At 40.9% G+C, this 26,050-nt stretch carries 23 protein-coding genes and 2 pseudogenes; 14 read left to right on the forward strand and 11 right to left on the reverse strand.

Annotated elements, in window-relative coordinates:
• Window positions 1–41 precede the first annotated feature (41 nt).
• Window positions 42–1,730: a long-chain-fatty-acid--CoA ligase FadD gene (gene fadD / locus VY86_RS20285; RefSeq protein WP_046976317.1), complete on the reverse strand. Its 1,689-nt coding sequence runs from the start codon at window positions 1,728–1,730 to the stop codon at window positions 42–44.
• Window positions 1,731–2,085: 355 nt separating this feature from the next.
• On the opposite strand from fadD, the gene VY86_RS20290 reads away from it, so the two are divergent.
• On the forward strand, window positions 2,086–2,610 hold the full coding sequence (locus VY86_RS20290; protein ID WP_046976318.1) for a GNAT family N-acetyltransferase: 525 nt from the start codon (window positions 2,086–2,088) through the stop codon (window positions 2,608–2,610).
• Window positions 2,611–2,718: 108 nt separating this feature from the next.
• On the opposite strand, the gene VY86_RS20295 is transcribed toward VY86_RS20290, so the two are convergent.
• From VY86_RS20295 to VY86_RS26085, 3 genes and pseudogenes are all read right to left on the reverse strand, one after another.
• Complete coding sequence (locus tag VY86_RS20295) at window positions 2,719–3,300, reverse strand: Slp family lipoprotein (protein ID WP_046976319.1); 582 nt, start codon at window positions 3,298–3,300, stop codon at window positions 2,719–2,721.
• Between the two features lie 112 nt (window positions 3,301–3,412).
• Window positions 3,413–4,108, reverse strand: a complete 696-nt coding sequence (gene tsaB / locus VY86_RS20300; RefSeq protein WP_046976320.1) for a tRNA (adenosine(37)-N6)-threonylcarbamoyltransferase complex dimerization subunit type 1 TsaB — start codon at window positions 4,106–4,108, stop codon at window positions 3,413–3,415.
• Between the two features lie 209 nt (window positions 4,109–4,317).
• Window positions 4,318–4,534 (reverse strand): annotated as a pseudogene (locus VY86_RS26085) (Tn3 family transposase); the annotation flags it as partial.
• Window positions 4,535–4,671: 137 nt separating this feature from the next.
• Between VY86_RS26085 and VY86_RS20305 the strand changes: the two are divergent.
• Window positions 4,672–5,028, forward strand: coding sequence for a hypothetical protein (locus VY86_RS20305; RefSeq protein WP_046976321.1), 357 nt, complete (start codon window positions 4,672–4,674; stop codon window positions 5,026–5,028).
• Between the two features lie 3 nt (window positions 5,029–5,031).
• Entirely contained in the window at window positions 5,032–5,979 is a 948-nt protein-coding gene (locus tag VY86_RS20310) for an aspartate/ornithine carbamoyltransferase family protein (RefSeq protein ID WP_071881057.1), read from the forward strand.
• 62 nt (window positions 5,980–6,041) lie between these two features.
• Here the strand turns inward: VY86_RS20310 and VY86_RS23760 are convergent.
• Window positions 6,042–6,262 (reverse strand): annotated as a pseudogene (locus tag VY86_RS23760) (transposase); the annotation flags it as partial.
• A gap of 138 nt (window positions 6,263–6,400) precedes the next feature.
• Window positions 6,401–8,332: a DNA repair helicase YoaA gene (locus VY86_RS20315; RefSeq protein WP_046976322.1), complete on the reverse strand. Its 1,932-nt coding sequence runs from the start codon at window positions 8,330–8,332 to the stop codon at window positions 6,401–6,403.
• Window positions 8,333–8,431: 99 nt separating this feature from the next.
• Between VY86_RS20315 and VY86_RS20320 the strand changes: the two genes are divergently transcribed.
• From VY86_RS20320 to VY86_RS20330, 3 genes are all read left to right on the forward strand, one after another.
• Entirely contained in the window at window positions 8,432–8,776 is a 345-nt protein-coding gene (locus VY86_RS20320) for a RidA family protein (RefSeq protein WP_046976323.1), read from the forward strand.
• A 216-nt stretch (window positions 8,777–8,992) separates the two neighbouring features.
• Complete coding sequence (locus VY86_RS20325) at window positions 8,993–9,325, forward strand: helix-turn-helix transcriptional regulator (protein WP_021325817.1); 333 nt, start codon at window positions 8,993–8,995, stop codon at window positions 9,323–9,325.
• The gene (locus VY86_RS20330; protein WP_046976324.1) at window positions 9,315–10,571 is read left to right on the forward strand and encodes a type II toxin-antitoxin system HipA family toxin; all 1,257 of its coding nucleotides are present in this window, start codon (window positions 9,315–9,317) and stop codon (window positions 10,569–10,571) included. The genes VY86_RS20325 and VY86_RS20330 overlap by 11 nt, the downstream gene beginning before the upstream one ends.
• 119 nt (window positions 10,572–10,690) lie before the next feature.
• On the opposite strand, the gene mdtI is transcribed toward VY86_RS20330, so the two are convergent.
• The 3 genes from mdtI to zwf form a co-directional block, all read right to left on the reverse strand.
• Window positions 10,691–11,023, reverse strand: coding sequence for a multidrug/spermidine efflux SMR transporter subunit MdtI (gene mdtI / locus VY86_RS20335; RefSeq protein ID WP_046976325.1), 333 nt, complete (start codon window positions 11,021–11,023; stop codon window positions 10,691–10,693).
• A 2-nt stretch (window positions 11,024–11,025) separates the two neighbouring features.
• Window positions 11,026–11,442 (reverse strand): multidrug/spermidine efflux SMR transporter subunit MdtJ, encoded by a 417-nt coding sequence (gene mdtJ / locus VY86_RS20340; RefSeq protein WP_046976326.1) that lies wholly within the window; start codon window positions 11,440–11,442, stop codon window positions 11,026–11,028.
• 504 nt (window positions 11,443–11,946) lie between these two features.
• Window positions 11,947–13,422, reverse strand: a complete 1,476-nt coding sequence (gene zwf, locus VY86_RS20345) for a glucose-6-phosphate dehydrogenase (RefSeq protein ID WP_046976327.1) — start codon at window positions 13,420–13,422, stop codon at window positions 11,947–11,949.
• A gap of 346 nt (window positions 13,423–13,768) precedes the next feature.
• Here zwf and VY86_RS20350 point away from each other — a divergent pair, with 346 nt between their 5' ends.
• The 8 genes from VY86_RS20350 (at window position 13,769) to darE (ending at window position 23,486) form a co-directional block, all read left to right on the forward strand.
• A complete protein-coding gene (locus VY86_RS20350) occupies window positions 13,769–14,629 on the forward strand; it encodes a MurR/RpiR family transcriptional regulator (RefSeq protein ID WP_036837345.1) in 861 nt (286 codons plus the stop codon).
• Between the two features lie 353 nt (window positions 14,630–14,982).
• Entirely contained in the window at window positions 14,983–16,425 is a 1,443-nt protein-coding gene (gene pyk / locus VY86_RS20355; protein WP_046976328.1) for a pyruvate kinase, read from the forward strand.
• A gap of 666 nt (window positions 16,426–17,091) precedes the next feature.
• On the forward strand, window positions 17,092–17,265 hold the full coding sequence (darA, locus tag VY86_RS24995) for a darobactin family peptide antibiotic (protein ID WP_158019997.1): 174 nt from the start codon (window positions 17,092–17,094) through the stop codon (window positions 17,263–17,265).
• A gap of 161 nt (window positions 17,266–17,426) precedes the next feature.
• Window positions 17,427–17,603, forward strand: coding sequence for a peptide antibiotic darobactin A (gene darA-a, locus VY86_RS25000; RefSeq protein ID WP_158019998.1), 177 nt, complete (start codon window positions 17,427–17,429; stop codon window positions 17,601–17,603).
• A gap of 268 nt (window positions 17,604–17,871) precedes the next feature.
• Window positions 17,872–20,241, forward strand: a complete 2,370-nt coding sequence (darB, locus tag VY86_RS20360) for a darobactin export ABC transporter permease subunit (RefSeq protein ID WP_046976329.1) — start codon at window positions 17,872–17,874, stop codon at window positions 20,239–20,241.
• 8 nt (window positions 20,242–20,249) lie between these two features.
• Complete coding sequence (gene darC, locus VY86_RS20365) at window positions 20,250–21,503, forward strand: darobactin export ABC transporter periplasmic adaptor subunit (protein ID WP_046976330.1); 1,254 nt, start codon at window positions 20,250–20,252, stop codon at window positions 21,501–21,503.
• A gap of 1 nt (window position 21,504) precedes the next feature.
• Window positions 21,505–22,167, forward strand: coding sequence for a darobactin export ABC transporter ATP-binding protein (darD, locus tag VY86_RS20370; RefSeq protein WP_046976331.1), 663 nt, complete (start codon window positions 21,505–21,507; stop codon window positions 22,165–22,167).
• 29 nt (window positions 22,168–22,196) lie between these two features.
• Window positions 22,197–23,486 carry a darobactin maturation radical SAM/SPASM protein DarE gene (gene darE / locus VY86_RS20375; protein ID WP_046976332.1) on the forward strand — a complete coding sequence of 430 codons (1,290 nt, stop codon included), beginning with the start codon at window positions 22,197–22,199 and terminating at the stop codon, window positions 23,484–23,486.
• A gap of 124 nt (window positions 23,487–23,610) precedes the next feature.
• Here darE and lpxM read toward each other — a convergent pair whose 3' ends face one another.
• Both lpxM and mepM read right to left on the reverse strand, forming a co-directional pair.
• Window positions 23,611–24,579, reverse strand: a complete 969-nt coding sequence (gene lpxM / locus VY86_RS20380) for a lauroyl-Kdo(2)-lipid IV(A) myristoyltransferase (RefSeq protein ID WP_046976333.1) — start codon at window positions 24,577–24,579, stop codon at window positions 23,611–23,613.
• A gap of 152 nt (window positions 24,580–24,731) precedes the next feature.
• Window positions 24,732–26,042 carry a murein DD-endopeptidase MepM gene (gene mepM, locus VY86_RS20385; protein ID WP_046976334.1) on the reverse strand — a complete coding sequence of 437 codons (1,311 nt, stop codon included), beginning with the start codon at window positions 26,040–26,042 and terminating at the stop codon, window positions 24,732–24,734.
• Between the last annotated feature and the right edge of the window lie 8 nt (window positions 26,043–26,050).

Here is a 26,050-nt window from a genome sequence, read left to right on the forward strand (position 1 = left end):
TGAAACCGGCGTTGTCGTGCTTATAAGTATTATGAAAAGGATCAGGCTATAGCTGCATTCCTAACCTTTTCTTCTTCATCGCGCAGTTCTCTGCGAAGAATTTTACCTACATTAGATTTAGGTAATTCATCCCGGAACTCAATGATCTTAGGTACTTTATACCCTGTCAGATAACGCCGGCAATGCGTTTTAAGTTCATCCTCGGTCAAACTAGGATCTCTTCGAACCACAAACACTTTGACAGTTTCACCGGAACTTTCACTTGATACGCCAATTGCTGCTGACTCTAGCACTTTCGGGTGAGCTGATACAACATCTTCAACTTCATTAGGATACACATTAAAACCAGAAACCAAAATCATATCTTTTTTGCGGTCTACGATATGAATAAAACCTTGTTCATTAACATTAGCAATATCACCTGTCGCTACCCAGCCATCTTTCAACACTTCTTCTGTCGCATCATGGCGATTCCAGTAACCAACCATAACCTGTGGGCCACGGACCCACAATTCCCCTTGCTGACCTATCGGCACTTCATTACCGTCATCATCTACGAGTTTAATTTCAGTTGAAGATACTGGAAAACCAATACTGCCAGTGTAATGTTTCACGTTATAAGGATTACAGGAAACCAATGGTGAACATTCTGTCAGGCCATAGCCTTCAAGCAGGGGCCTTCCTGTTACTTCTACCCATCTTTCAGCAACCGCCTTCTGTACTGGCATACCACCACCAACAACGAGACGTAACGAAGAAAAATCAAGCTTCCTAAATTCTTCATTATTCAACCAGGCGTTAAACAACGTATTCACCCCAGTTACAGAAGTGAACGGGTAGCGGCTCAACTCTTTGGCTGTACCGACAATATCACGCGGGTTAGTGATCAGAAGATTGCATCCCCCCAAGTAAATAAGCAGCAAACAGTTTACCAATAATGCAAATATGTGATAGAGAGGCAACGCAGTGACTATCAGTTCCTGACCAGAATGCAGTAACGGTGAATAAACCGCTTTTGACTGTTCAAGATTTGCCAGAATATTACGGTGCGTCAACATAGCACCCTTAGCTACGCCAGTCGTGCCGCCAGTATATTGCAGAAAGGCCAAATCAGCGCCGTTAATATCCGGTTTTACATATTGCATGCGATAGCCTTTGTGTATCGCACTACGGAATGAGATGGCATCAGGCAGATTATACTTCGGTACCAGTCGTTTGATATATTTCACAGCAAAATCAACCAACGTACCTTTAGGACGGGATAGCTGATCGCCCAAACGCGTCAAAATAACATGCTTAACTTCGGTATTAAAAACGATCTTTTCTAGTGTATGAGCAAAGTTGGACACAATCACAATAGCTGAAGTGCCGCTGTCATTAAGCTGATGTTCAAGTTCGCGTGGCGTATACATCGGGTTTACATTTACGACAACCATACCTGCACGCAGAACGCCAAACAGTGCAACAGGATATTGCAACAAGTTTGGCATCATCAGTGCAACACGATCCCCTTTGCTTAATCCCAAACCATTTTGCAAATAAGCAGCAAATGCCCGACTACGCTCTTCCAGCTTACGGAAGGTCATAACCTCACCCATGTTGATGTACGCAGGTTGATCTGCATAGTGCGCTACAGCATTTTCAAACATCTCAACCAATGATGCATAACGATCCGGGTCAATTTCCGCAGGAACATCCGCCGGATAATGTTTTAGCCAGACTTTCTCCAAGGTAATACTCCTGAAATTTCAATTGCTATGTTATCACTCGCCTAATAAATAACGCACGCTTTGTTTTAACAAATTATTAACTCAACGTACCAGTGTAAAAAAAGAAACATTGTTCAGGTTGGGATACACATCACTAATTTCATGTTAATCCTTACATACAAAAAACAAAGAGAACTGTGTCGTCTGTAAATTATTTTTTATAATCAGTATATTATTGCCATAGTTAACATTTAACTTCGTTGCTACTGATTATACATTGACCTATCTATTTTTCGTTTAAGATAGCATTTTTGGAATAGCATTTATTGCTTTCATCTATTCCAATACATTATTAAAAAACTCAGGATAATAAAATATGACTATAAACAACATAACGGTTAGAATGGGAAACCATGAAGATAGTACTGTTATTAACAATATAGAACTGCAAACTGCTTCTCTTTTTCCAGACGAATTACTGCCGAAAGCACTCTGTGATAAAACCCTGTCTCTGTATGAAATTAAATCAGCTATCCAGGAACAGCGGCTTTGGATCGCTGAAATTGATCAAAAACAGGTTGGATTTGCCCTGATCCGTGGCCTAAATCAATTGACACTATTAGCCGAGATCGATGTGCTGCCGAAATATCATGGTCAGAGTATTGCCAGTACTCTTCTTAGAGTAATCATTGAACAATTAAAACAGCGCAATGAGACAGCGCTTTACCTCACCACTTTTCGTGATTTTATACCAAGCCGCAAATTATATGACAAATTTGGTTTTGTCTTACTGGAATCAGATGATATTCCTGATGAATTACTGAAAATTCTGGCCGAGGAAGTTACCGCGGGTTTAGGTGCAAGGGTTGCGATGAAACTCACGATAAAACCAAAGAAATAGTTACATGGATCACCGCCACATAAGAGCGGCGGCTCCGACTAAGAAATAAAGTTACAATGTCACAAGTCACACATTAACAAAACAACAGCTCCCGGTATTGAAATGACCTTACTCAATCAAAATAGTCTCAACAGGCACTGGGCCGGGATAATACCTATCCCATCCCCAACCTGAATAATAGGGATAACCGTAATAGTTCCACGGCCCTGGACCAGAAGGCATCAATACCCGTTGAGCAATCCTCCAACGCTGATAACCCGTGACATTAATCACAACATAAGCGTAATCCGCCTTGCCAATTTTCCCCTTCTCTACGCCCATAACCGGGCCAACGATAGTGACGTAGTTTCCTTTAAAGTCATTGGGATCAAGGAAATTATTAATATAAGCATAAATACGGCCGACGGAAGGCTCATGCAATCTCGGGCTGGCATCGGATGCTAATGGTAATGACGATATTTCCAGGCGAGTACGGTTATTTTCATTCACCACATCAAGCACCTTACCACCAAATCTCCCTTCCTGGCCGATGAACAGATCCGGTGTATTCTTAACAGAAAGCAGATCCTGAACTGGCGTTGGTGATGTTCCCTTGACCGAATCAGGAATAGTGGCACAACCTGTAAGAATGACAGCACCTAACAAAATTGCCGCTTTAAAACCAGTCCGGCAGTTTATTACTCTTAACATAACCACCTTCTCCTGAAAATTGGCCCAACAACGATGTTTGAAATAACCATATGTTTAAAATAATTATGTCTATTTGATATTTTCTTTTACTACAAGTTTCATCAACCGATACTTAACGACCCGGTAATTTTTTCCAGGTCACTTCATTACGCAGATAGATCGGTTCAGCATGTTCTACGGCTGTCATCTCACCGTTCTGCCACATCTGTACAGCCAGAGGTAACATATCTTCAGCGTGAGGTAATGTGATACCGCTGTCAGTCAGCGTTAAGTGGCTTGTCTTCAACTGAGGATAAGCCTGCCAACCGGTTCCGGCAATAGCCCATTCGTCATGTAATGAAGCCATGATCGTTTGTGCCTGTTCCGGTTTTAGCACAGCTTCCGTTTCACTCCCTTGCCATTCATCTTTCTGATCTCGGGTATATTGGCCCCAGTAAACTTCACCCATCCGGGCATCAATAGCAGCTAATACCTGAGTTGCCCCTGTCAGACGAAAAACACCTTGAGCCATTGTATTAAGCGTTGAAACCCCAATAACCGGCAATTCAGCCCCCAGAGCTAAACCCTGAGCAATACCAACACCAATACGTACACCGGTAAAACTACCCGGCCCACGGCCAAAAGCCAAAGCATCAAGTTGCTGTAAACTGATACCCGATTCAGCCAGAACAGACTGAACCATAGGTAAAATACGTTGTGTGTGTTCACGTGGAGAAATTTCAAACTGCGCCAGAACGGCTCCATCATTCAAAAGAGCAACAGAACAGGCTTCCGTTGCAGTATCAATAGCCAGAATTCGTGTGGACATGCCTTAACCTCGGCAAGAAATATGATTTGAAATAAGGCGCTATGTTATCATAGCCTGGCTTGTTTTACCCAGTTGGCAACCATAAGAAGGCTATTACTCCTTGCCATATGTACACACAGTTTTGGCGGGTCGACCTCCACATTGCGTCTTTCAAGGCCTGTTCAGCGTTCACTCACGTTACACTGCATACTCGCTGAATCACTAAAATGCTCCTTTGAAGGGCGATAAAACACTACATCGCTCCAGTTTCTCATCCGGGGAAAAAGTTTTATTCCGAGCAGATATGCCAGAGCAAAAACAAGCTCACTCTGCCCCTGAGTATCCCGCATGTAATGTATCAGGTTGATAGACGGATTTGTTAAGTAATAAAGCATCAATAATATAAGCAGCCTCCCAGACTCCACAGGATATAAAATGACTGAATAATAGTTCAATAATACGAAAGTATACTTAAACAGTCCTCATCATCAAAGATTTGACTCGCTGGGTCTTGTGACTATAATTAGTTACAAAATAATATAGACACATTGCGGAACTTGCCAATGAAAAAGGGATGACAATAAATGCCTTTGTCAATAAAGCGAAATTATTGGGATAATAATGATTATTTAAAAAATAAATTGAGCATAAAGCGTTTTCTTTATTTATCTCTTATCCTTCTAAATGAGCTTAAAAAGGTTGTTTTTTTTGATAAAAATGTCCCTCAATTCAACTATAATATTAGCAGTAACTTTTACAATAGCACGCTTCTTACAACAAATGCGGATGTCGGTCTATTTTGGCGGATTGGTAGTTTTATTACTATTCCGATTACAGGTGCAGCTATGGACTATCAAAATTCTGCCTACACCATTTTGCTTGGTGGTCTTTTCATTATCGTTCTTTTTATATCTATCATTAATATGAAAGTCCAGAGGTGAGTTATGATATCAGTGCAAAATTTTTTTCTAAAAGATAACCTTCTCTCTATTAAATCATTAGACTTAGACACTATAATGAATATTATAGAGCTGGCTCAAAGTTTTAAAGTATCAAAACCTGATAAAAAAATAAAAAAAAGAAATGAAGATATCCTTGTTGCTTCACTTTTTTTTCAGGCCAGTACAAGAACTCGCCTCAGCTTTGAAAGCGCAGCCAACCGTCTTGGTGCAAGAATTATAGGTTTTGCTGATGGTGAGTCAAGCCGTTCCGGTTCAAGCTGGAATGAAAAATTTACGGATACTGCACAAATGATCAATGCGTATGCCGATATTGCCGTTATGCGCCATGCCAAAGTTGAGCCTGTACATAACTATTGTATAAAAAGCCGCCTTCCCGTTATAAATGCGGGAAATGGTGAAGGATTAAATGCAGAGCATCCAACGCAGGCTTTGCTTGATATTTTTACCATTCATCAATCTTTCCCTCTTCATAAATCATTAACTTTATTATTATGCTGTCACCCCTCTTCCCGATCAGCGCGCTCCCTTCTCTTTTGTATAGCCCTGTTTCACAATATAAAATTATTACTTTGCACTGAAGAAAATTGTAAGCTTTTACCAGAAGACGAAGCGTACCTTCGTCAAGCGGGTGTCACCTACGAATATCTCCGTAACATAAAAGAGGGGTTATGTAGTGCGGATGTTATTTATATGGCGGGTTATAAAGAAACAGCAGATCATTTACCCGATTCCAATTTGATGCTCACTCCTGAACTACTTTCATACTTACATCCCCACGCCATAATTATGCATCCTCTTCCGCGAGGTTATGAGCTTCCTTATGAATTAGATAATTCAGTACATTGTGCTTATTTTTCTCAGGCTGAGAACGGAGTTTTTGTCAGAATGGCTATTCTCCAAGGTTACTTCAACGTTATTGGGGGACGGTAAGGATTCGTGCGTAAACAGGAAGGGGTTTGGTGGTAGTTGGTCAGGTGGTGTTCACAGTGGCGGCGATGACCGAACTCGATGATAAAGCGGCTCATCGCCATTCGCCAGTCTTTCAGCGGCATCGTCCATTTCTGCGATGCCGTCTGGATGACCAGCCACACCACCTTTTTCACCGAGTCGTCTGACGGGAACACTTTGCGCTTTTTGATAGTGTGCCGGACACGCTGTTCAGCGATTCGATAGCGTTGATGGTGTAGATCACCTTGCTGATGTCGAGAGCATAAAAAACATGGGGCAACCATTTAAGTGCTTCCCTCGGACAGCCGTTCTGAATGACCTTTTTCAATTATTCTGGCTAATTTTTCATTAGACAACCCTAGAATCATAGTTTCATAATTGTTCGCTCAATCAGCAGATATAATTAATCTATCCTACCAGAGCTCTTCAGAGATTGCCGGGCTTGCAGAAAGGCAATGGCTTTTGTCAAATCACGGGTTCGCGGTGAAGGAGGCAAACTATTAAGAAACACTTCGCCATAAGGACGCATCACCAGTCGGTTATCACAAATCACGACCACACCATAATCATCGACATCACGAATAAGCCGCCCGACACCCTGTTTCAGGCTAATAACCGCATCTGGCAACTGAACTTCATTAAATGCATCACCGCCTTTAAGCTGGCAATCTTCAATACGGGCTTTTAACAGCGGATCATCCGGTGCCGTAAAAGGCAGCTTATCGATAATGACACAGGAAAGCGCATCCCCCCGCACATCCACACCTTCCCAAAAACTGCTGGTTGCCACCAATAACGCGTTCCCGGCAGAAATAAACTGAGAAAGTAACTGACCTTTACTGGTTTCACCCTGAACCAAAACCGGTAACGTCATGCTGGCCCGGAACTCTTCTGCCAAACTGCGCATCATCTGGTGTGACGTACATAAAAAGAAACAGCAACCCTTATTAGTTTCAATCAGCGGCTTAAGTATTCTCGCCAGCCATTTTGCACCACCAGGCTGGTTCGGTGACGGCAGATGACGAGGAACACAAAGCAACGTCTGACTTTGATAATCAAATGGACTTGGCAACAGTAAAGTTTTCGCTTCTTTTAGCCCAAGCCGTTCGGTGAAGTGTGAAAGCTGTTCGTTGACGGATAATGTAGCTGACGTGAAAACCCAGCAACCTGATTGCTCATTAATCATTTCACTGAATTTGTCAGAGACAGACAGAGGTGTTAACGCCAGAAGAAAATGGCGACCATAACTTTCAAACCAATAACTGTAACCGGGGATAGTCACCTCTTTCAGGCGCTTAAGACGGTTACGGTAAATTGTCGCCCGTTCAAAGGCCGCATCCAGCATAACTGAACGCCCCAGCGACAATTTCATCACGTCATAACAAAGCTCGAGTGCGTCATCAAGCAATACCAGCGCCCGTTGCACCTGCGGATTTTGCAACAGCTCCCGCAAATTCCCCCGATAGCCATTCTCCCCCAATGCCAGCCGAAAATCCTGTGTACTTTGACTCAGACGATCCGCGCTCTTCTGTAACTGAGCTTGATCCCGTACTTCTGTGCGGTACGCCATAACAATGTCTCTGGCGAGATCCATCAGTTGGCGGCTACTTAACTGCTGACCAAAATACTGGCTGGCGATATCGGGAATCTGGTGCGCTTCATCAAATATCTTCACTTCCACTTGTGGGATCAACTCACCAAATCCGGTCTCTTTCACGACCATATCCGCCATAAACAGATGATGGTTGACGACAATAACATCCGCATCCATTGCCCGGCGACGCGCTTTCAAAACAAAGCACTGCTGATAGCGCGGACAATCACTGCCAAGGCAATTATCGTTAGTACTGGTGACCAGCGGCCAAACCTGGCTGTCTTCCGCTATCTGATGACAGGTGCTGATATCACCCTCTTCAGTTTGTGAAGACCAGCTTCTCAACCGGACGATATCTGACAGAATGTCCGCTTCCAGTTGTCCCCCACCAAACGGCTGTTGTTCCAGCCGTTCCAGGCAAAGATAATTCGAACGCCCCTTTAACAGCGCCAGTTTACCGGTGAAATTAATTGCTTCAGCGACAGTCGGCAAATCACGATTATAGAGCTGATCCTGCAATGCTTTAGAACCTGTAGAAATAATCACTTTTTGCCCAGAACGCAATGCTGGCGCCAGATAAGCAAACGTCTTACCTGTTCCTGTACCTGCTTCTACAACCAATTGTTGATGGTTTTTAATCGCACACTCAATAGCAGTTGCCATTTCTTTTTGAGCATCGCGGGGTTTGAAACCTTTTATTGCTTTGGCAAGGGAACCGTTTTTCGCAAAATCGTCTGACACAAACTGTCTCTTTCAATAGAATGGATGGAGATTATGCCAATACTGTGTTCTGATCACCACCCAAAATCAGGCACATGGCAGTTAACTTAAGGAGTATCCATGACAATTGAGCGTATTGATCCACAGGATCGCTGGTCCGAAGCTGTGGTTTACAATAAGACAATTTATTACACCAGCGTACCGGAGAATCTGGATGGTGATATTACTGAGCAGACGGCAGATACACTGGCCGCGATTGATATCATGCTACAACGCCTCGGTTCTGATAAAAGCAAAATTATCGATGCCACTATTTTTCTGGCTGATGGAGACGAATTTGCCGGCATGAACGCCGCCTGGGATGCATGGGTTGTGGCAGGAAGTGCGCCTGTACGCTGCACAGTTGCAGCTAATTTAATGAATCCAAAATACAAAGTCGAGATAAAAATTATCGCGGGTATTTAACATTCATTCCGGGATATTCTTCTGCTTTTTATAAGTTGATCACATAGAGATCATTAAGAATATCCATTGAATTCTCCTCCCATAATCTTGCACTTTGAATGACCATTATCATGGTCATTCAATATTGACATCCTCATTTTGACAAAGCATCTTAATGACCACTATACTATTCATTAAAATCATTAAAGACCAGAATAAAAGTCAAAAGGAGGGAGTATGTCAAAACATAGAGCTTATTCTAAATTCTCCCAAGAAGCAGCCATACTACTCGGAGAGCAAATCAAGCTAGGCAGAAAACAACGTCGGTGGTCAGAAAAAAATTTGGCGGAGCGTGCAGGTATATCCAGAACTACACTGCAAAAAATTGAAAAAGGAGATATGGGCTGTTCTATAGGACTAGCATTTGAGCTAGCTAACCTTGTAGGCATCAACTTGTTTGAAAGGGATAAATTTCCTATCTCAGCACGTATAGAACAAACAAGAGATAAGCTGGCTTTGCTACCACAACGCATTCAAGAAGAAAAGAGAGTGGTATACGATGACTTCTAACAACAAAGAAGTTTATGTTTGGATATGGTTACCAGAGCAAACTGAGCCAGTAGTGGCTGGCCGCCTAGAAGAATTTAATGGCCGCATTTTATTTAACTATGGTAAAAGTTACCTTGAAAGATTAAATAGCCAACCGCTACCTATCTCAATTTATGAACCGGAATTACCATTAAAATCAGGTATCATAGCCCCATTGAGTGATCTAACAATGCCTGGCTGTATCCGCGACGCATCTCCTGATGCATGGGGTCGTAGAGTTATCATAAACAAAATATTAGGGTTAAAAGGAGCGGATACAGAAACTGCTACATTAAATGAAATAACGTACCTTCTTGAATCTGGATCTGACCGTATAGGCGCTTTAGATTTTCAATTGTCCCCATCCGAATATATTCCCCGATCTATAAAGAATGCCAGTCTGGAAGAACTTATTCAATCAGCAGAACGAGTTGAAAATGGTCTACTACTAACACCAGAATTAGACCAAGCACTTTTTCATGGCAGTTCAATTGGTGGAGCACGTCCCAAAGCACTCATTGAGGATAAAGACAGCAAATATGTTGCTAAATTTTCCTCAAGCAATGATCTTTACAGTGTGGTTAAAACAGAGTTTATTGCTATGAGACTCGCTGAACTATCCGGCATTAATGTTGCCTCAGTAAAATTAACAACATCTGCAAATAAAGATGTACTACTCATTAAACGATTTGACCGAGAACATACTCAAAACGGTTGGTTACGAAAATCAATGGTCTCTGCTCTAACTCTATTTGGCTTAGATGATATGATGGCTAGATATGCTAGTTATGAAAAATTAGCCGAAATTATACGATATAGTTTCACTAATCCCCAAAAGACATTAGAGGAGCTATTTTCACGATTAGTTTTTAATATATTATGTGGTAATACGGATGATCACGCTCGGAATCATTCCGCATTTTGGGATGGCAAAAGTTTAAATTTAACCCCTGCTTATGACATATGTCCTCAGGGTAGAGCTGGTAATGAAGCATCTCAAGCGATGCTAATAATTGATAATAAAAATCTAAGTCAATTACGAACTTGTTTAGAAACTGCACATAATTTTAATATATCAGAGGAAAAAGCAAAAGAAATCTTCAATAGACAAATATCAATAATCCAAGATAATTGGGATAATATCTGTGAAGAAGCCGAATTAAGTGAAATAGATAAAAAATTGCTCTGGCATAGACAGTTTTTAAATCCATTTTCTATAGAGTTTTGAGAGCATTCAAAGAGTTACCAAGATACTAAAAAGCTTCAGTTAACCCGAAAGAATCAAATGTTACCTGAAGCTATCATTTTATTATAATTAACCACTTAAAATCTAAGTCACGCTTACGGCTACGCCATCTTAATCATTACCATCCCGAGCAACAGCAAAACAATACCGCCCCAACCTTTATAATTCAGACGTTGATTAAACATAACCCAGCCGGCAGCAATCGTTGCGATAATACCGAAAGCGCCCCACAAAGCATAAGCGATGGAAAGTTCAATTCCTTCCACCGCCTGGGCAAGCGCACTAAACGCCCCAAGGACAGCAACCAGTGAGAACCCCCCCATCCAACGGCGTCTGAAACCATCGGACAGTTTCAATAAAATATTCGCTAAAATTTCCAACACGACAGCAAGAAACAGGAACGCAACATGCCACCATTCAAATTGTTGCAACATGCTTATGCCTCCTTAATTTTACTGTTTTTAGTTACAGCAGCATCGACAGCTTTGTCTGCCATCTTTTTCACTGCCTCAGTCGATTTTTTGACTACCACTTTTTTAGTCCCGGATTTAATCAGCATAATCCCTGTCACCAGCAGAGCCAGACCGCCCACTTTCATCAACGACAGTGATTCATCAAACCACATCACACTAAAAACAGTAATAAACAGGATACCAATCCCTTCCCACAACGCATACGCAACACCCAACGCAACTTTTTTCACAGCCATTGCCAGCAAAATATAGGAGGTAGCAATCATGATGTACATCACTGCCATGCCCCCCATCCCACCTGAAACGCTGGCATGTTTCATCGATAAGGTACCGATAACTTCAGTGACGATTGCCATTGCAAGGAATAACCAGTAAATCATTTTCTTTCTCCTGAACACGCAAATACGCACGTCAAGACGCAAGCCAGTAAAAACACCGAACTCATCAGCAAATGAGATGAGAAATAAATAACCTGACGTTTTGACGAAATAGAAATGCCGGTTGAAAACCGGTTAACAGGAGTAAGACGCTATAATGCACCACACCAGTAGTGCTCACTGGATAAAATGGCAGAAAGGAAAAGCATGTGGGTGGATCTTTGAAACCGGACGCTTTTGGCGCTGTTCATGATATCTCATTCTTTCATCGCACTGATATTCCGCACGATATACTAAGAATCCTCATAGTTATAGTGTGATTTAGCCTATTACTTCTACCATATAGAATAATAGAAAGCAACTGCTCAATTTTATTCTTTTCTTGACTGAAAACACAAATGAGCGAAAAAACCGGGATATCCGATATCCTAATGACACCAACCCAAGCCGCTCATAACGCAGCCTGGGCCTCAATATAAAGATTTACAATCCCACACTCATTATCCGTTATTCAAACTCATTCCACGAGCGGCCATCACGGGTGATCATGGCAACAGAAGCAACCGGCCCCCATGTTCCCGCTTGATAAGGCTTAGGCGCATCATTATCCGCAGCCCATGCATTCATAATGGAATCAACCCACTTCCAGGCTTCTTCTACCTCATCACGACGGACAAACAGCGCCTGAATACCGCGCATTGCTTCCAGCAACAATCTCTCATAAGCATCCGCCAGCGGAATATGGTTGAACGTTTCAGAGAAACTCAGATCCAGCTTGGTTGTTTGCAAACGATGTTTATGCTCAAGCCCCGGAGCTTTGTTCAGCACTTCAATATCAATACCTTCATCCGGTTGCAGGCGAATCGTCAGTTTGTTCTGCGGCAGTTGCTGATAAGATTCAGAAAACAGGTTCAACGCTGGTTTTTTGAAATAAACCACCACTTCAGAACATTTGGTTGGCAAACGTTTGCCGGTTCTCAGATAGAAAGGAACCCCAGCCCAGCGCCAATCATCAATATCGACCCGGATAGAGACAAAAGTTTCAGTCCTGCTGGATTGGTTCGCCCCCTCTTCCTCCAGATAACCCGGCACCTTATTCCCCTGAACAAAACCGGCAGTATATTGACCACGTACCGTTTTCTCCCGCACGTTGGTGTGATCAATACGGCGCAATGAACGCAATACTTTCACTTTTTCATCACGGATATGGTCCGTTGTCAGATCTGCCGGAGGAGACATGGCGATCATCGTCAGAATTTGCAACAGGTGATTCTGAATCATATCGCGCATCTGCCCGGCTTGGTCAAAATAACCCCAACGGCCTTCAATACCGACTTCTTCCGCTACCGTAATTTGTACATGATCAATAGTCCGGTTATCCCAGTTATTGACAAACAATGAATTGGCAAACCGCAGCGCCAACAAATTCAATACGGTTTCTTTACCCAGATAATGGTCAATACGATAGACCTGACACTCATTAAAATACTTGGCAACTTCATCATTGATGGCCCTGGATGATTCAAGATCGGTACCTAAAGGCTTTTCCATGACAACCCGGTTTGGCTCTTTATTCAGCCCCGCCAGTCCCAATCCGTGGCAGACAGAACCAAAAGTACTCGGTGGCATGGCAAAATAGTGGATTGCAGGCCGGTTATCTTGCTTAAGAATTTTTTTCAGTCTGGTGAAATCTTCCTTTTGGTTAACATCCAGATTGCAGAAATTCAGACGCGCGCTCAATGCCTTCCATAATTCTGGATCGAGTTTTTCCGGCAAGAATGTATTCAGAGCTTCTTCAACAACCTGGGTATAAGCTTTTTTATCCCAATCCGCCCGGCCAACACCGATAATCCGGGTTTCTGGGTGGATATAACCCGCTTTCTCAAGCTGATAAAGGGAAGGTAATAATTTCCGGCGAGCCAAATCCCCTTTAGCGCCAAAAATAACTAAATCACAAGCCTGAGCCGTAGAAGTAACCGCCATATGTATCTCCTCATTGCGGGATATTGTAATTTTGTTACAGCCTTAACCGATAATGTACCCTTTTGGCTATATCGCGTAAACAGCTATAACAAATAACCCTCGCCTTCATATCAGCGACATGTACCACCGCGGCTAAGATAGTGATAGTTTTATGTAATTCTCCAACTTCCATGAAATATAATTACCAATATGAAAGTTAGACACTTGTCATACTTTTATGAAAAATATTGGATTATTGTGACTTCCCGCTGCCAGCTTCAATTTATTACTAGTAGTATATTTTCATAAAACTTACATAGATTTCTCCTCTGAATGAAATCGCTAAAACCACAGGTCACTGCGTTTTATGAATACACTGGAACGAGTTCAAAACAGTATTGAATACTTGAGTAAGTCAGAAAAAAAAGTGGCGCGGATAATCCTGGCTTCACCACAAACTGCCATTCATTCCAGTATCGCAACACTGGCAAAAATGGCGGAAGTCAGTGAACCCACCGTTAACCGATTTTGCCGTCGTCTGGATACCAAAGGTTTTCCTGACTTCAAACTCCATCTGGCCCAAAGCCTTGCCAATGGCACGCCTTATGTAAACCGTAATGTTGAAGAGAGCGATACAGTCAGTGCCTATACCAATAAGATCTTTGAATCGGTCATGGCGACGCTGGACACGGTAAAAAACAATTTGGATATCGCAGCCGTTAACCGGGCTGTCGATTTACTGACTCAGGCGCGGAAAATTTCATTTTTTGGTTTAGGGGCTTCTGCTGCGGTTGCTCATGACGCGATGAATAAATTCTTCCGGTTCAACATTCCGGTAATCTATTTTGACGATATCGTGATGCAGCGAATGAGCTGTATTAACAGTGCTGAAGGGGATGTGGTCGTGCTGATATCCCATACCGGCAGAACCAAAAGCCTGGTTGAAGCGGCACAGCTTGCGCGTGAAAATGATGCGACAGTCATCGCCATTACCTCTCACGATTCCCCTCTCGCCCGCGAAGCAACCCTGGCGATACTTCTGGATGTACCGGAAGATACGGACATTTACATGCCAATGGTATCAAGAATTGCTCAATTAACCGTCATAGATGTTCTGGCTACCGGATTTACCCTGCGCCGTGGCGCAAAGTTCAGAGATAACTTGAAAAGAGTGAAAGAGGCCCTGCGAAATTCACGTTTTGATAAAATTGACTTTCCCCCAATCTGAAAGCCCTATCGCTGTTGGGTTGACTCTCAACACATTCAGTTTTCGATTGCGTAGCCAGTAGCCGCTTTTCAATACCAAAACCCGCCAGGACCATTAGATTATTGATAAACCGGGAACAAATCATGATAGGATAGAAACGCGGCAATAAATATCTGTCATAAAAAGGTTAACTAATTCGCCAGGGCATAGTGATTGTGCAAAACGTTCTCCCTGTAGTTCCCCTACAGAGACAACTGTCAGCACAGGCACTACAGCGAAAAGTATCGGTATAAGCTGATACAGGTCACAACAAGCCCTACGATAGTCGCTTGCGACTTTGCAGTGGGCATACTAACAGGTCAACGGAGTAATGCATGTCTAGACGGCTCAGAAGAACTAAGATTGTTACTACACTTGGTCCGGCTACTGACCGCGATAATAACCTTGAAAAGATTATTACTGCGGGTGCAAACGTAGTCCGCCTCAACTTTTCCCACGGCACCGCAGAAGATCACATCCAGCGTGCCAATAAAGTCCGCGAGATCGCCGCCCGCCTGGGGTGCCATGTCGCTATCCTTGGCGATCTTCAGGGACCTAAAATCCGCGTATCAACATTTAAAGAGGGCAAAATTTTCCTGAATATCGGAGATAAATTTCTGCTTGATGCTAACCTTAGCAAAGGCGAAGGCGATAAGGAGAAAGTCGGTATTGATTACAAAGGCTTACCCGCTGATGTTGTCCCGGGCGATATTCTGCTGCTGGATGATGGCCGTGTTCAACTGAAAGTATTAGAAGTTCAGGGAATGAAAGTATTCACGGAAGTGACAGTGGGTGGCCCGCTCTCCAACAATAAGGGTATCAACAAACTGGGCGGCGGTTTATCTGCTGAAGCCCTGACCGAAAAAGATAAAGAAGACATTATCACCGCCGCCAGAATCGGTGTTGATTACCTGGCTGTCTCTTTTCCCCGCACCGGTGAAGATCTCAATTACGCCCGCCGTCTGGCCCGGGATGCCGGTTGTGAAACCCAAATCGTGGCAAAAGTTGAACGTGCAGAAGCCGTTAGCAGTGATGAAATCATTGATGAAATCATTCTGGCTTCCGATGTCGTGATGGTTGCCCGTGGTGACCTCGGCGTAGAAATCGGTGATCCGGAACTGGTTGGTGTGCAGAAAAAACTGATCCGCCGCGCCCGCCAGCTGAATCGTGTAGTGATTACCGCGACACAGATGATGGAATCCATGATTACCAACCTAATGCCTACCCGTGCAGAAGTTATGGATGTGGCAAATGCGGTTCTTGATGGTACTGACGCAGTGATGCTCTCCGCTGAAACCGCAGCGGGCCAATACCCTGCCGAAACCGTTGCTGCGATGGCGCGGGTCTGTCTGGGCGCAGAAAAAATGCCAGGGCTCAGTGTATCCAAACATCGGCTAGACACGACTTTCGACAGTACCGAAGAGGCGATTGCCATGTCCACCATGTACGCGGCAAACCATCTGAGCGGTGTTAAAGCGATTATCGCAATGACCGAATCAGGCCGCACTACACGAATAATGTCCCGCATCAGTTCTGGTCTGCCTATTTTCTCTATGTCCCGCCATGAGAAAACCCTAAACCAGACAGCACTTTACCGTGGCGTTACACCGGTTTATTGCAGCAGTCATACTGACGGCATCACAGCAGCCAATGAAGCCGTTAACCGCCTGCGAGACAAAGGTTATCTGGTTTCCGGCGACCTTGTTCTGGTGACTCAGGGCGACCAGATGGGAACCATTGGCAGTACCAACACCTGCCGTATTCTTGACGTGGAATAAAAACTCATTACATTTTAGCGCCGGGCTTTCGGGGAGGAGACAGGTTAAATCGGGAAGACTGGCGCGCTTTACTTATCCAACACAACCAACGGTAAAAAAGTTTTTACCATCTCAGATTGTTGACAAGATGCTATTTTTTATCTGCCATTCTGTTTTAATCAGAAAAAACAGCTTTTAGATTGATTAACAAGGTCAGCCAAATAACAAAAACATGAGATTATATTAAAACATTTAACAGGGTTAACCGTATACGATTATTTATATTGACGAGTCCCTTACTTCAAAAAGAGAATTTTAATGTTTTATTATGGAAATATTTCAGTCATATATCATAAATAATACAATATTAAACTTAGCGTAAATATCTTCACCTTAAATAATATAAATAATAATGATTTAAGTAGATTCTCATTAGCGAAAAATTAATCTCCATCAAAGCGATACCTGCCTGATATATCTAAAAATCCAGGTTATATCTGACCAACGACATCATAAAAAAATAACAAAGCACATTGACAACCACTTAATATAGTACTATTAATTAAATGCTGATATCAGCATTTTCCATATGGATATAAAACAATAAAATTTCCGATAATATATTCTTATTTGAAGGAAATAATCAATCACGTATTAATCATCTGAAAATGTGGGCGGGAGAATATCATGCAAAAAATTCCTACTGAAACCTGCAAAAACCAAGAGTTATTGAATTACCTTGTCACATCATTCAAAGGTACAGAATTGTCGATTACAAAAAAGAGATTGGATGAACTCGTCAATAAAACCGATATCCCGGATATGACAACTTGGAAGTGGTCAAAGAATCTTCCCATTTGATTCAATGAAAGGTGATATTAAGCCTTATTTATATGATACATCTGGAAGATCCAGTTTATGTCTTCTGGATGTAATTACCGAATTTCCCGATGATATATTCTTATTGGAAGGAAATAATGAACTCACTCATTAATCATCTAAGAAATAAAATGGAGATTATCATGCACAATACCTCAAATGAAATCATTAAAACTCAAGAAGCTCTCAATTCTCTTGCTGCATCATTCAAAGAGACTGAACTCTCAATTACTGATAAAGCACTAAATGAATTAAGCAATAAACCTAATATCCCTGAGATTACGGCCTGGAACTGGTCAAAAAGCTTCCAGGAAATTTAGAGCTTATCCCATCAGGTTATTTTATTTTCCTGAGAAAATAATGCCTATTGGGATAAATAATCAATTTGTTCAGTTAAAATAAATAATTTTCTGAACCTTAATCATAGGGTAATCCTATATATTATCCGGGATTACCCTAAATAGTTTCATGAAGTAAATACTCAGAGGCAAGGGTATCTAAAAAATCCATACCCAAAAATTAATTTGAAAACTCGCCCCGCTAATAGCCCTAATAGAATGGGCCTTAAGTAAGGAACGGTAGCCATAAATGAATGCTATTAACATCTCAGAATCCATGAAACGTTTCAATATATTGGTATCGATACTCTCAGTATCAATAGCGATATTAGCAATTTATCTACTTTCTACTGCCTTCTATTCAGATGCTCGAGTTGATAACTATTATCAAGATAATGGCAACATTTACCGGGTGGAAACCACCTTTAATTTGCCCAATGGAGAAAAAGTAAGATCGGCAAAATCGCCATTGCCACTCATAGAGGAGCTAGAAAAAGACAGAAGGATAAATCGTGCAGACTACTTTTTCAAACTTAACACGACGGTTGAGTCACAAGGAAAAAAGATCACCAAAGTTCCCGTGTTTGCAGTGAGTCATCAATTCCTGAATACCCTGTCTCCCTTTAAGAAAGTCGATAATATCTTGGGAGCAAATGAGATTTATATCACAAAAGAATTCAATAATCGCTATCTCGGCCTGGAAAATCCCAAAGGAAAATCTATTATTCTGGATAATGAAACCTATATCATCAAAGATATCGTAGAAAGACGTCAGGATTCGAGTCTTAATATGAATGCTATTATCTCATTTAAGCCAACACTTATCAAAAACTACAATAAAGAAATATTCAATTGGTATGACACACATGCTTATATTTTTATAAAATTCTCTGATGAAAACCCAATATCCAATCGCGATGCACTTCTTAATCATATTATTGCGACCAAAGCCCCTAATCTTCCAGGCGCACCATTTACCGCCAGTGAATTTATTCACCTGTCATTAAAAAAATTAAAAGATATTCATTACCAAGATGGATTACCTGATGAAATCTCTATTGGTTTATCAAAGGAGATAATTTACAGCACATATATCGCATTCGCATTTATCTTATTTTCCGCATTAACCAACTATTATAATTTAATTTCTGCTGATTCAGCAGAAAAAAGAGATACTTATCAGTTAAAGAAAGCACTAGGTGCTTCAACCTTCAATATTATTTGCGATTCACTGCCAGCCATGTTGCTCAGAATAACCTTTTCCGCCCTTATCTTTTTGTTGCTTATCATAACTATATTCAATGCCTCTCTATATATAAAGAATATATTTACCCTATTAGAGCCAGACAGTTTAATATATTTAGGGATATTTTCGGTTGTTATTGCTTTTATCTTAATTTCATCAATACATTTTTCATTCTCATTACGTTTTTATATTTATCAAAGAAACAGAAAAATGGATATGAGATATGAATCAACCCTTGCCTCCTGGTTTAGGAAATCATCATTGGCTATTCAATTACTTGTTTCCGGAATATCTATTTATTTAGTCACCGGATTAACCAATCAATATATTCACCTTGTTGATTTACATACTCCATATGATAATGCCAAGACCATATCAATAGCAATTAATAACGATAATAATAAAAAATTAACTATTGATGAATTAGGCTATGAGTTTATCAGCAAATACCATACTTCGAAAATAACACTCAGTAATTGGCGACCATTTGATATGTCAAGAGAAAATATCACTATTAATTATTCCGGCCAACAAAACAGAAATAACTATATCTCTTCGAATGTTATTACTGCGGATGAAAATTTTACTGATGTATGGAAAATGAAGATTTTAGCCGGTGGTGATAAACGCGTATATCAGAGTGATAATGCTGATGTAGTCCATGCATTAGTGACAAAAGAATTTTTAAAACAGAATGGAATTATCAAATATGATGATATTTTTAACAACTACTATTGGTACACAATGGAGGATAAAAAGATCCAAATCAGATTTATTCAGATTATAGATAATTTCAATTTAGGTGCTGTAGATGAACCATTCAGGCCAATCGTTGTTTTCATCAAAAAAGATCATGGCAAATATGCTTCGCTGAATTTAAACAATATGAGCAACCTTTCTCCGGTACTTAACGAACTATCAAAACAGGGTTTCGATAAAAATGAAATTGATTTAACCAGTCACTTATTTAACTCTTATTATGATAATTATTTAAAAGTAATTAAATTATCATCCGCCGTCGCTATTTTTTCGGTCCTGTTATTAGTCATCGCCTGCTTTACTACCAGCATGACTGACTTTAACGCGATGAAAAGAGAACTAAGTATAATGGAATCCATTGGTGGTTCTATTTACACCAACCTCATTCATTTTTTATCGAAAAGTGTCATCCCAATAATCGCATCAATTTTCGTGGCATATATATCAGGAAGAACTATTTTAGTTTATCTGCTTGATGAATATAGTGTGATTTACACCGATTCTTTTGTATACAGTGCTATCGCCCTATCTACTACAATGATATTCACCGTTATTATAATGATTACTATTTATTTGGTGAATTACAGAAAATTATCCGCCACTAAATTTTTGTGAGACTAATCATGGACATAGAAATCAGAAAAAAAGGCATACATAACAGAGAGAAATTACTCATTCTTATTTTCTTTATCGCTTTTATTTCATTTGTTGTATTTATTATTTATTATATCGTTTCGGCTAAAGACGCTTTCGTGAATGAAAATGAAGTTACCCAGTTTCAAGTCAGCAGCAAAATAGATAGTGATATTCTGAAAACCAGGGCAGTTGTGGTTCCTGATAAAAGCGTCTCTATCTCAACAGAGATAGGAGGAATCGTTACCGATATAATGAAAAAACCATCACAAGATGTTTTAAAGAATGAAGAAATCGTTAAATTATCTAATTTTAATTTCACATTGAATAATTCTTCAATGTTAGCGGACGTGACAGATAAACTCAATAATTTAATAAACATCAGAATAAACTTACAATCCGACTATCGGGATATCAATAACCGATTCTTAGAAGCATCCAAAGAATTAAAAGAAGTAGAAGATAAATTAAAACGATATCATGATCTTGTACATAAAAATTATGTTTCTAAAGAAACCATGTCCGATTTAAGGATTAAAAGAGATTATTGGCACGATGTTTATCTATTCTACAAAAGATTAAAAAATGATAAAGATCGTGATATATCAAAACAGTTAAAAGAAATCGACGAATTTGTCGAAAAACAGAGAAAACTCGCCGACATCATCGAAAATGGTTTCGAGCAACTTTCAATAAAATCCCCTATCGCCGGTAATATCAGTTCATTAGATTTAATTTTAGGACAACGGTTAAAACCCGGCGATAAAATAGCTATTGTTGATGATTTATCAAACTTTTATTTTGAATCAGAAATCAACGAATACTATTTAAACAAAATAACATACCATTCATCTGCCAGTTTAATCTATAACAATGGAAAAATATCTTTACTAGTGAAATTAATTTCATCTGAAGTCAATAATGGAACATTCAAAGTCAGATTTGAATTGGAAGATAAGAAAGCAATTAACTTCAAGCGAGGGCAATCCATTGATGTCATGATTAAACTTGATGAAGATCGGAAAATATTCTCCGTACCTTCATCTATGGTGTTTTCCATTGACAATAAAAACTATGTGTTTGTTTACCATCCAGATAAAAAAATTGCCCAACGTATTCAAGTTTCCACCGGCCAAGATAATGGTTCTGATATTGAGATCAAAAGCGGTATTACTGAAGGACAAACACTCGTGAACTTTGGTAAGAATAAATTAGTTAATAATGATACAGTAAGGATTGAATAAAATGATTAGCATGATGAATGTCTGTAAATCATATAAAACGAAATTCATTCAAACAAATGTTTTGAATGAAATAAATCTCAATATAGATAAAGGCGAATTTATTTCTATAATGGGAGCGTCTGGGTCAGGGAAATCAACATTACTGAATGTCATTGGCATGTTTGAAACGATCGATAGCGGTCAATTAACACTGAACAATAGCAATATTTTAACAATGAAATATTCTGAAAAAATATCATTCAGACGAGAATTTATTGGTTATATTTTTCAATCATTCAATCTGTTACCCAATTTAACGGTATTTGAAAACATAGAGTTACCATTAAAATACAGAGGTTTTTCTAAAAAACAGCGGAAAAGAAGAGTATTTGATGCAATAAATAGTTTTAGATTAGAAAATCGGGAAAATCATAAACCGATACAATTATCTGGTGGACAACAGCAACGTGTTGCTATCGCCAGAGCAATGATAGCAAACCCCGCCATTTTATTGGCTGATGAACCAACCGGGAACCTGGATAGCGTAAATGGTCAGAATATTTTATCTTCACTTAAAGAACTGAATGAAAACGGTACGACGATTGTTATGGTAACCCATTCCGTAGAAGCGGCAGCGTTTTCTGACAGAATATTAACGATGAGGGATGGCCACTTGCTTGGTTGAGCATAAATAACATAATAAAGGAGTTCTTTATGGACACAATAATCCCCATAAAATATTTAGATTCAGACGAATCATCGATTCTCAAGAAATCGTCTAAAATTAATTACAGGCAATTAGCTTGCCGAATTATCGGTGAAATCCCCGCCGAAAAGATATTAGATGATGATGAGCTGGCTTTATATAATGAAGAAATCAGTATTCATTTCAGCCCTGAAATTATTAATGCTAATAAGTTAGTTGTGGTTGTGAAAGCCACCAGGCTTTGCAATTTAAGATGCACTTATTGTCACTCCTGGGCAGAAGGAAAAGGAAATACCTTAACATTCTTCAATTTAATGCGCTCCATTCACCGTTTCTTATCCCTGCCGAATATCAAGCGATTTGAATTCGTCTGGCATGGTGGCGAAGTGACTTTGTTGAATGTTAATTATTTTAAGAAACTCATCTGGTTACAGGAACAATTTAAAAAACCAGATCAAGTTATTACCAATTCAGTACAGACTAACGCAGTCAATATTCCCGAAGATTGGTTAGTGTTTCTCAAAGGTATTGGCATGGGGGTAGGGATAAGCGTTGATGGTATTGCGGAAATACACGATAGCAGGAGATTAGATTACAGAGGAAGGCCAACATCCCATAAAGTCGCGGCAGGTATGAAAAAGTTAAGAAGTTATGGCATACCTTACGGTGCGCTTATCGTCGTCGACCGCGATGTTTATGAATCCAATATAGAAAAAATGCTCTCTTATTTTTACGAAATCGGTTTGACGGATATTGAATTTCTGAATATTGTCCCAGACAATCGATGCCAGCCGGGTGATGATCCTGGAGGAAGTTATATCACTTACCATAACTATATTAATTTCCTTTCTAAGGTTTTCCGTGTCTGGTGGGATGGTTTTCAAGGAAAAATTAATATTCGCTTGTTTGACGGATTTATTGACAGTATCAAATCGTCCCAAAAGAAAATGTCAGATTGTTATTGGGCGGGTAACTGTTCTCAGGAAATAATCACATTGGAACCTAATGGTACAGTATCAGCATGTGATAAATATGTTGGTGCTGAAGGGAATAATTACGGTTCGATTATTGATAATGATCTTGGGAATTTACTCGCCAAATCAAATACAAATAAGAATCATCTTAAAGAAGAAATGGAATCATATGAAAAAATGCATCAATGTAAATGGTTTCATTTATGTAATGGTGGATGCCCACACGATCGAGTGACCAACAGGAAGCACAATCCAAACTATGATGGTTCATGTTGTGGAACCGGCGGTTTGTTGGAGACAATAAAACAAACCATAGCGGCATAAATGCTATCCTGATATTTCAAGTGCAAGTAAAATGTTTCATCATAACAACCCCTAATCATTGGATATGATGTCCAATATTAGGGGTTAGGTTCAAACTGTGATAATTACTTCATATATATTAAAATCACAGATCTTCCCTGTTATACGGCTCAATATCCCCCTCTTTGCGGGTCTTAAGCAATTTAAGGATCCAGGTGTATTGCTCAGGGTTTGGCCGCACTAATTGTTCCAATTCCTCATTCATCCGGCGGGCAATAAAAGCATCATCTTTGCCTTCAATATCATCCATTGGAGGGCGAATATAAATATCAAGCTGATGAGTACGGTAATTATAAACCGGAAACAACGGCACAATCGCCGCACGGCAAATCTTCATCAGTCTCCCAATGGCCGGTAATGTCGCCTTATACGTTGCGAAGAAATCGACAAATTCGCTGTGTTCCTCGCCGTGATCTTGATCAGGAAGATAATATCCCCAGTAACCCTGGCGAACGGTAGCAATAAAAGGTTTAATGCCGGCATCACGGGAATGTAAGCGACCACCAAAACGACCCCGGACTTTATTCCACAGATAATCTGCTACAGGGTTCTTCTGATGATGAAACATCGCCGCTGCTTTCTGTCCATTAGCTGTCAATAATATCGCCGGAATATCCACAGCCCAGCCATGAGGAACCATGAAAATAATGTTTTTCCCCTGCGCTTTCAGTTGGCGGGTAATCTCTTCACCATGCCAATGCGTCCGGCTTAAAGCTGATTTTGTACCACGTAAACAAATCTCAGCCAGCATAACAAAAGGTTGCGGCGCAGTAGAAAACATCTCATCAATCACCGCCTCGCGCTGCTGCGCTGTCAGTTCCGGCATACAGTAGCACAGATTGATCCGCGCTCTGCGGCGCGCCCCTTTCGCAAGTCTACCGGCTAGCCACCCTATTTTAGCCAACAAAGGATCACGCATTTTAACCGGGAAGTAAGTCAGCCCAGCCAATACACCCACCCCCAGCCATAATCCCCAGTAGCGAGGATGCAGGTAGGATTTATGAAATGTCGGCACATAACCCACTTTACTGTCTGTATCTGTCTCTTTATGCATGAGCTAACTCTTTAGAACAAAACGATAATCTGCCATTTTAGTACAGAGATTTATATCAGTGGATATCAACCCATCTTTTTCTGGCATATACAAAACGACAGCGGATGATATCAATCATCCACTTTAATGTCTGTCATTAATGTTCAATTAGCTCAATCCAGCAAAAGCTGAGATGTTACCTCTTTTACCGTTGCCAAGAATTCTGTGCGATCTTTACCACTCAGACCACCAGAACGCGGCAATTTCGCCGTTAATGGGTTTACCGCCTGCTGGTTGATCCAGAACTCATAGTGCAAATGAGGGCCCGTAGAACGACCGGTACTGCCGGACAACGCGATACGATCACCACGTTTTACCTTCTGCCCTGATTTCACCAACAGTTTTCTCAGGTGCATATAACGGGTGGTATATTGGCGTCCATGACGAATAGCGATAAAGTTCCCCGCCGCCCCATTATATTTGGAGACAATAACCTCACCGTCACCTACCGCCAAAACCGGGGTTCCCACCGGCATAGCAAAATCCACCCCTTTGTGCGGTGCGACGCGCCCTGTTACCGGGTTCACACGCCGGGGATTAAAGTGAGAAGATACACGGAATTGTTTCGTTGTTGGAAAACGTAAAAAGCCGCGCTCAAGACCGGAACCTTCACGATCATAAAAACGCCCATCTTCCGCACGGATAGCATAATAATCTTTACCACCACTGTTCAGGCGAACACCCAATAATTGGCTCTGTTCACTGTGACCATCCAGCATTTCACGGGAAAGTAATACCGAGAAGCGATCACCTTTATGTAATTTACGCAAATCAATTTGCCATTGCAGTGCCTTGGTGACTTCACGTGCTTCACTGCTGGTTAAACCCGCGTTTAAGGCACTGCTGGTAAAGTTACTATCAACCACACCTGTAATTGCGCTGTTTTTCCACTCACCTTTCTGAAATGATTTCGTTTCTTTAAAGACATCACCTTCACGGGTATAAATACGGCTTTCACGGCGGGAAACACCCCAGGTCAGACTTTGCAGATCACCCGCTTCATTTACCGTCCATGATAATGGCTGACCAATGTTCAGCCCCCGTAACACTTTGTGCTGACTCGCCAGTAATGCCACGTCGGAAGCATCAATACCAAATTGCGTCAAAATGCTACTGAGGGTATCACCGTCAGAGACAATATACTCATGCGGAGTTTGAGCCGTCGTTTCCGAATTCGTCTCTTCATCGGGAATGCCCTCATCCGGTAATTGTTCACTGCTATCCGCAATAATCTCATCAGTATTTGCCGGGGCATTGATAGCAATACTGCCGGTGCTTATTTCTTCCTGTTGTTCATGATGATAAGCAATTGGCTGCCACATCGTGACAACCAATGTCGCCAAAGTCAGCGAACCCAGCATAATCTTATGCGGCCGCGGTAACTCCCTATACACCAGAACGATAGTTTTAACTATCTGCTGCACTAATCGAA

It is taken from the genome of Photorhabdus thracensis (genome assembly GCF_001010285.1).
GTDB lineage: Bacteria > Pseudomonadota > Gammaproteobacteria > Enterobacterales > Enterobacteriaceae > Photorhabdus > Photorhabdus temperata.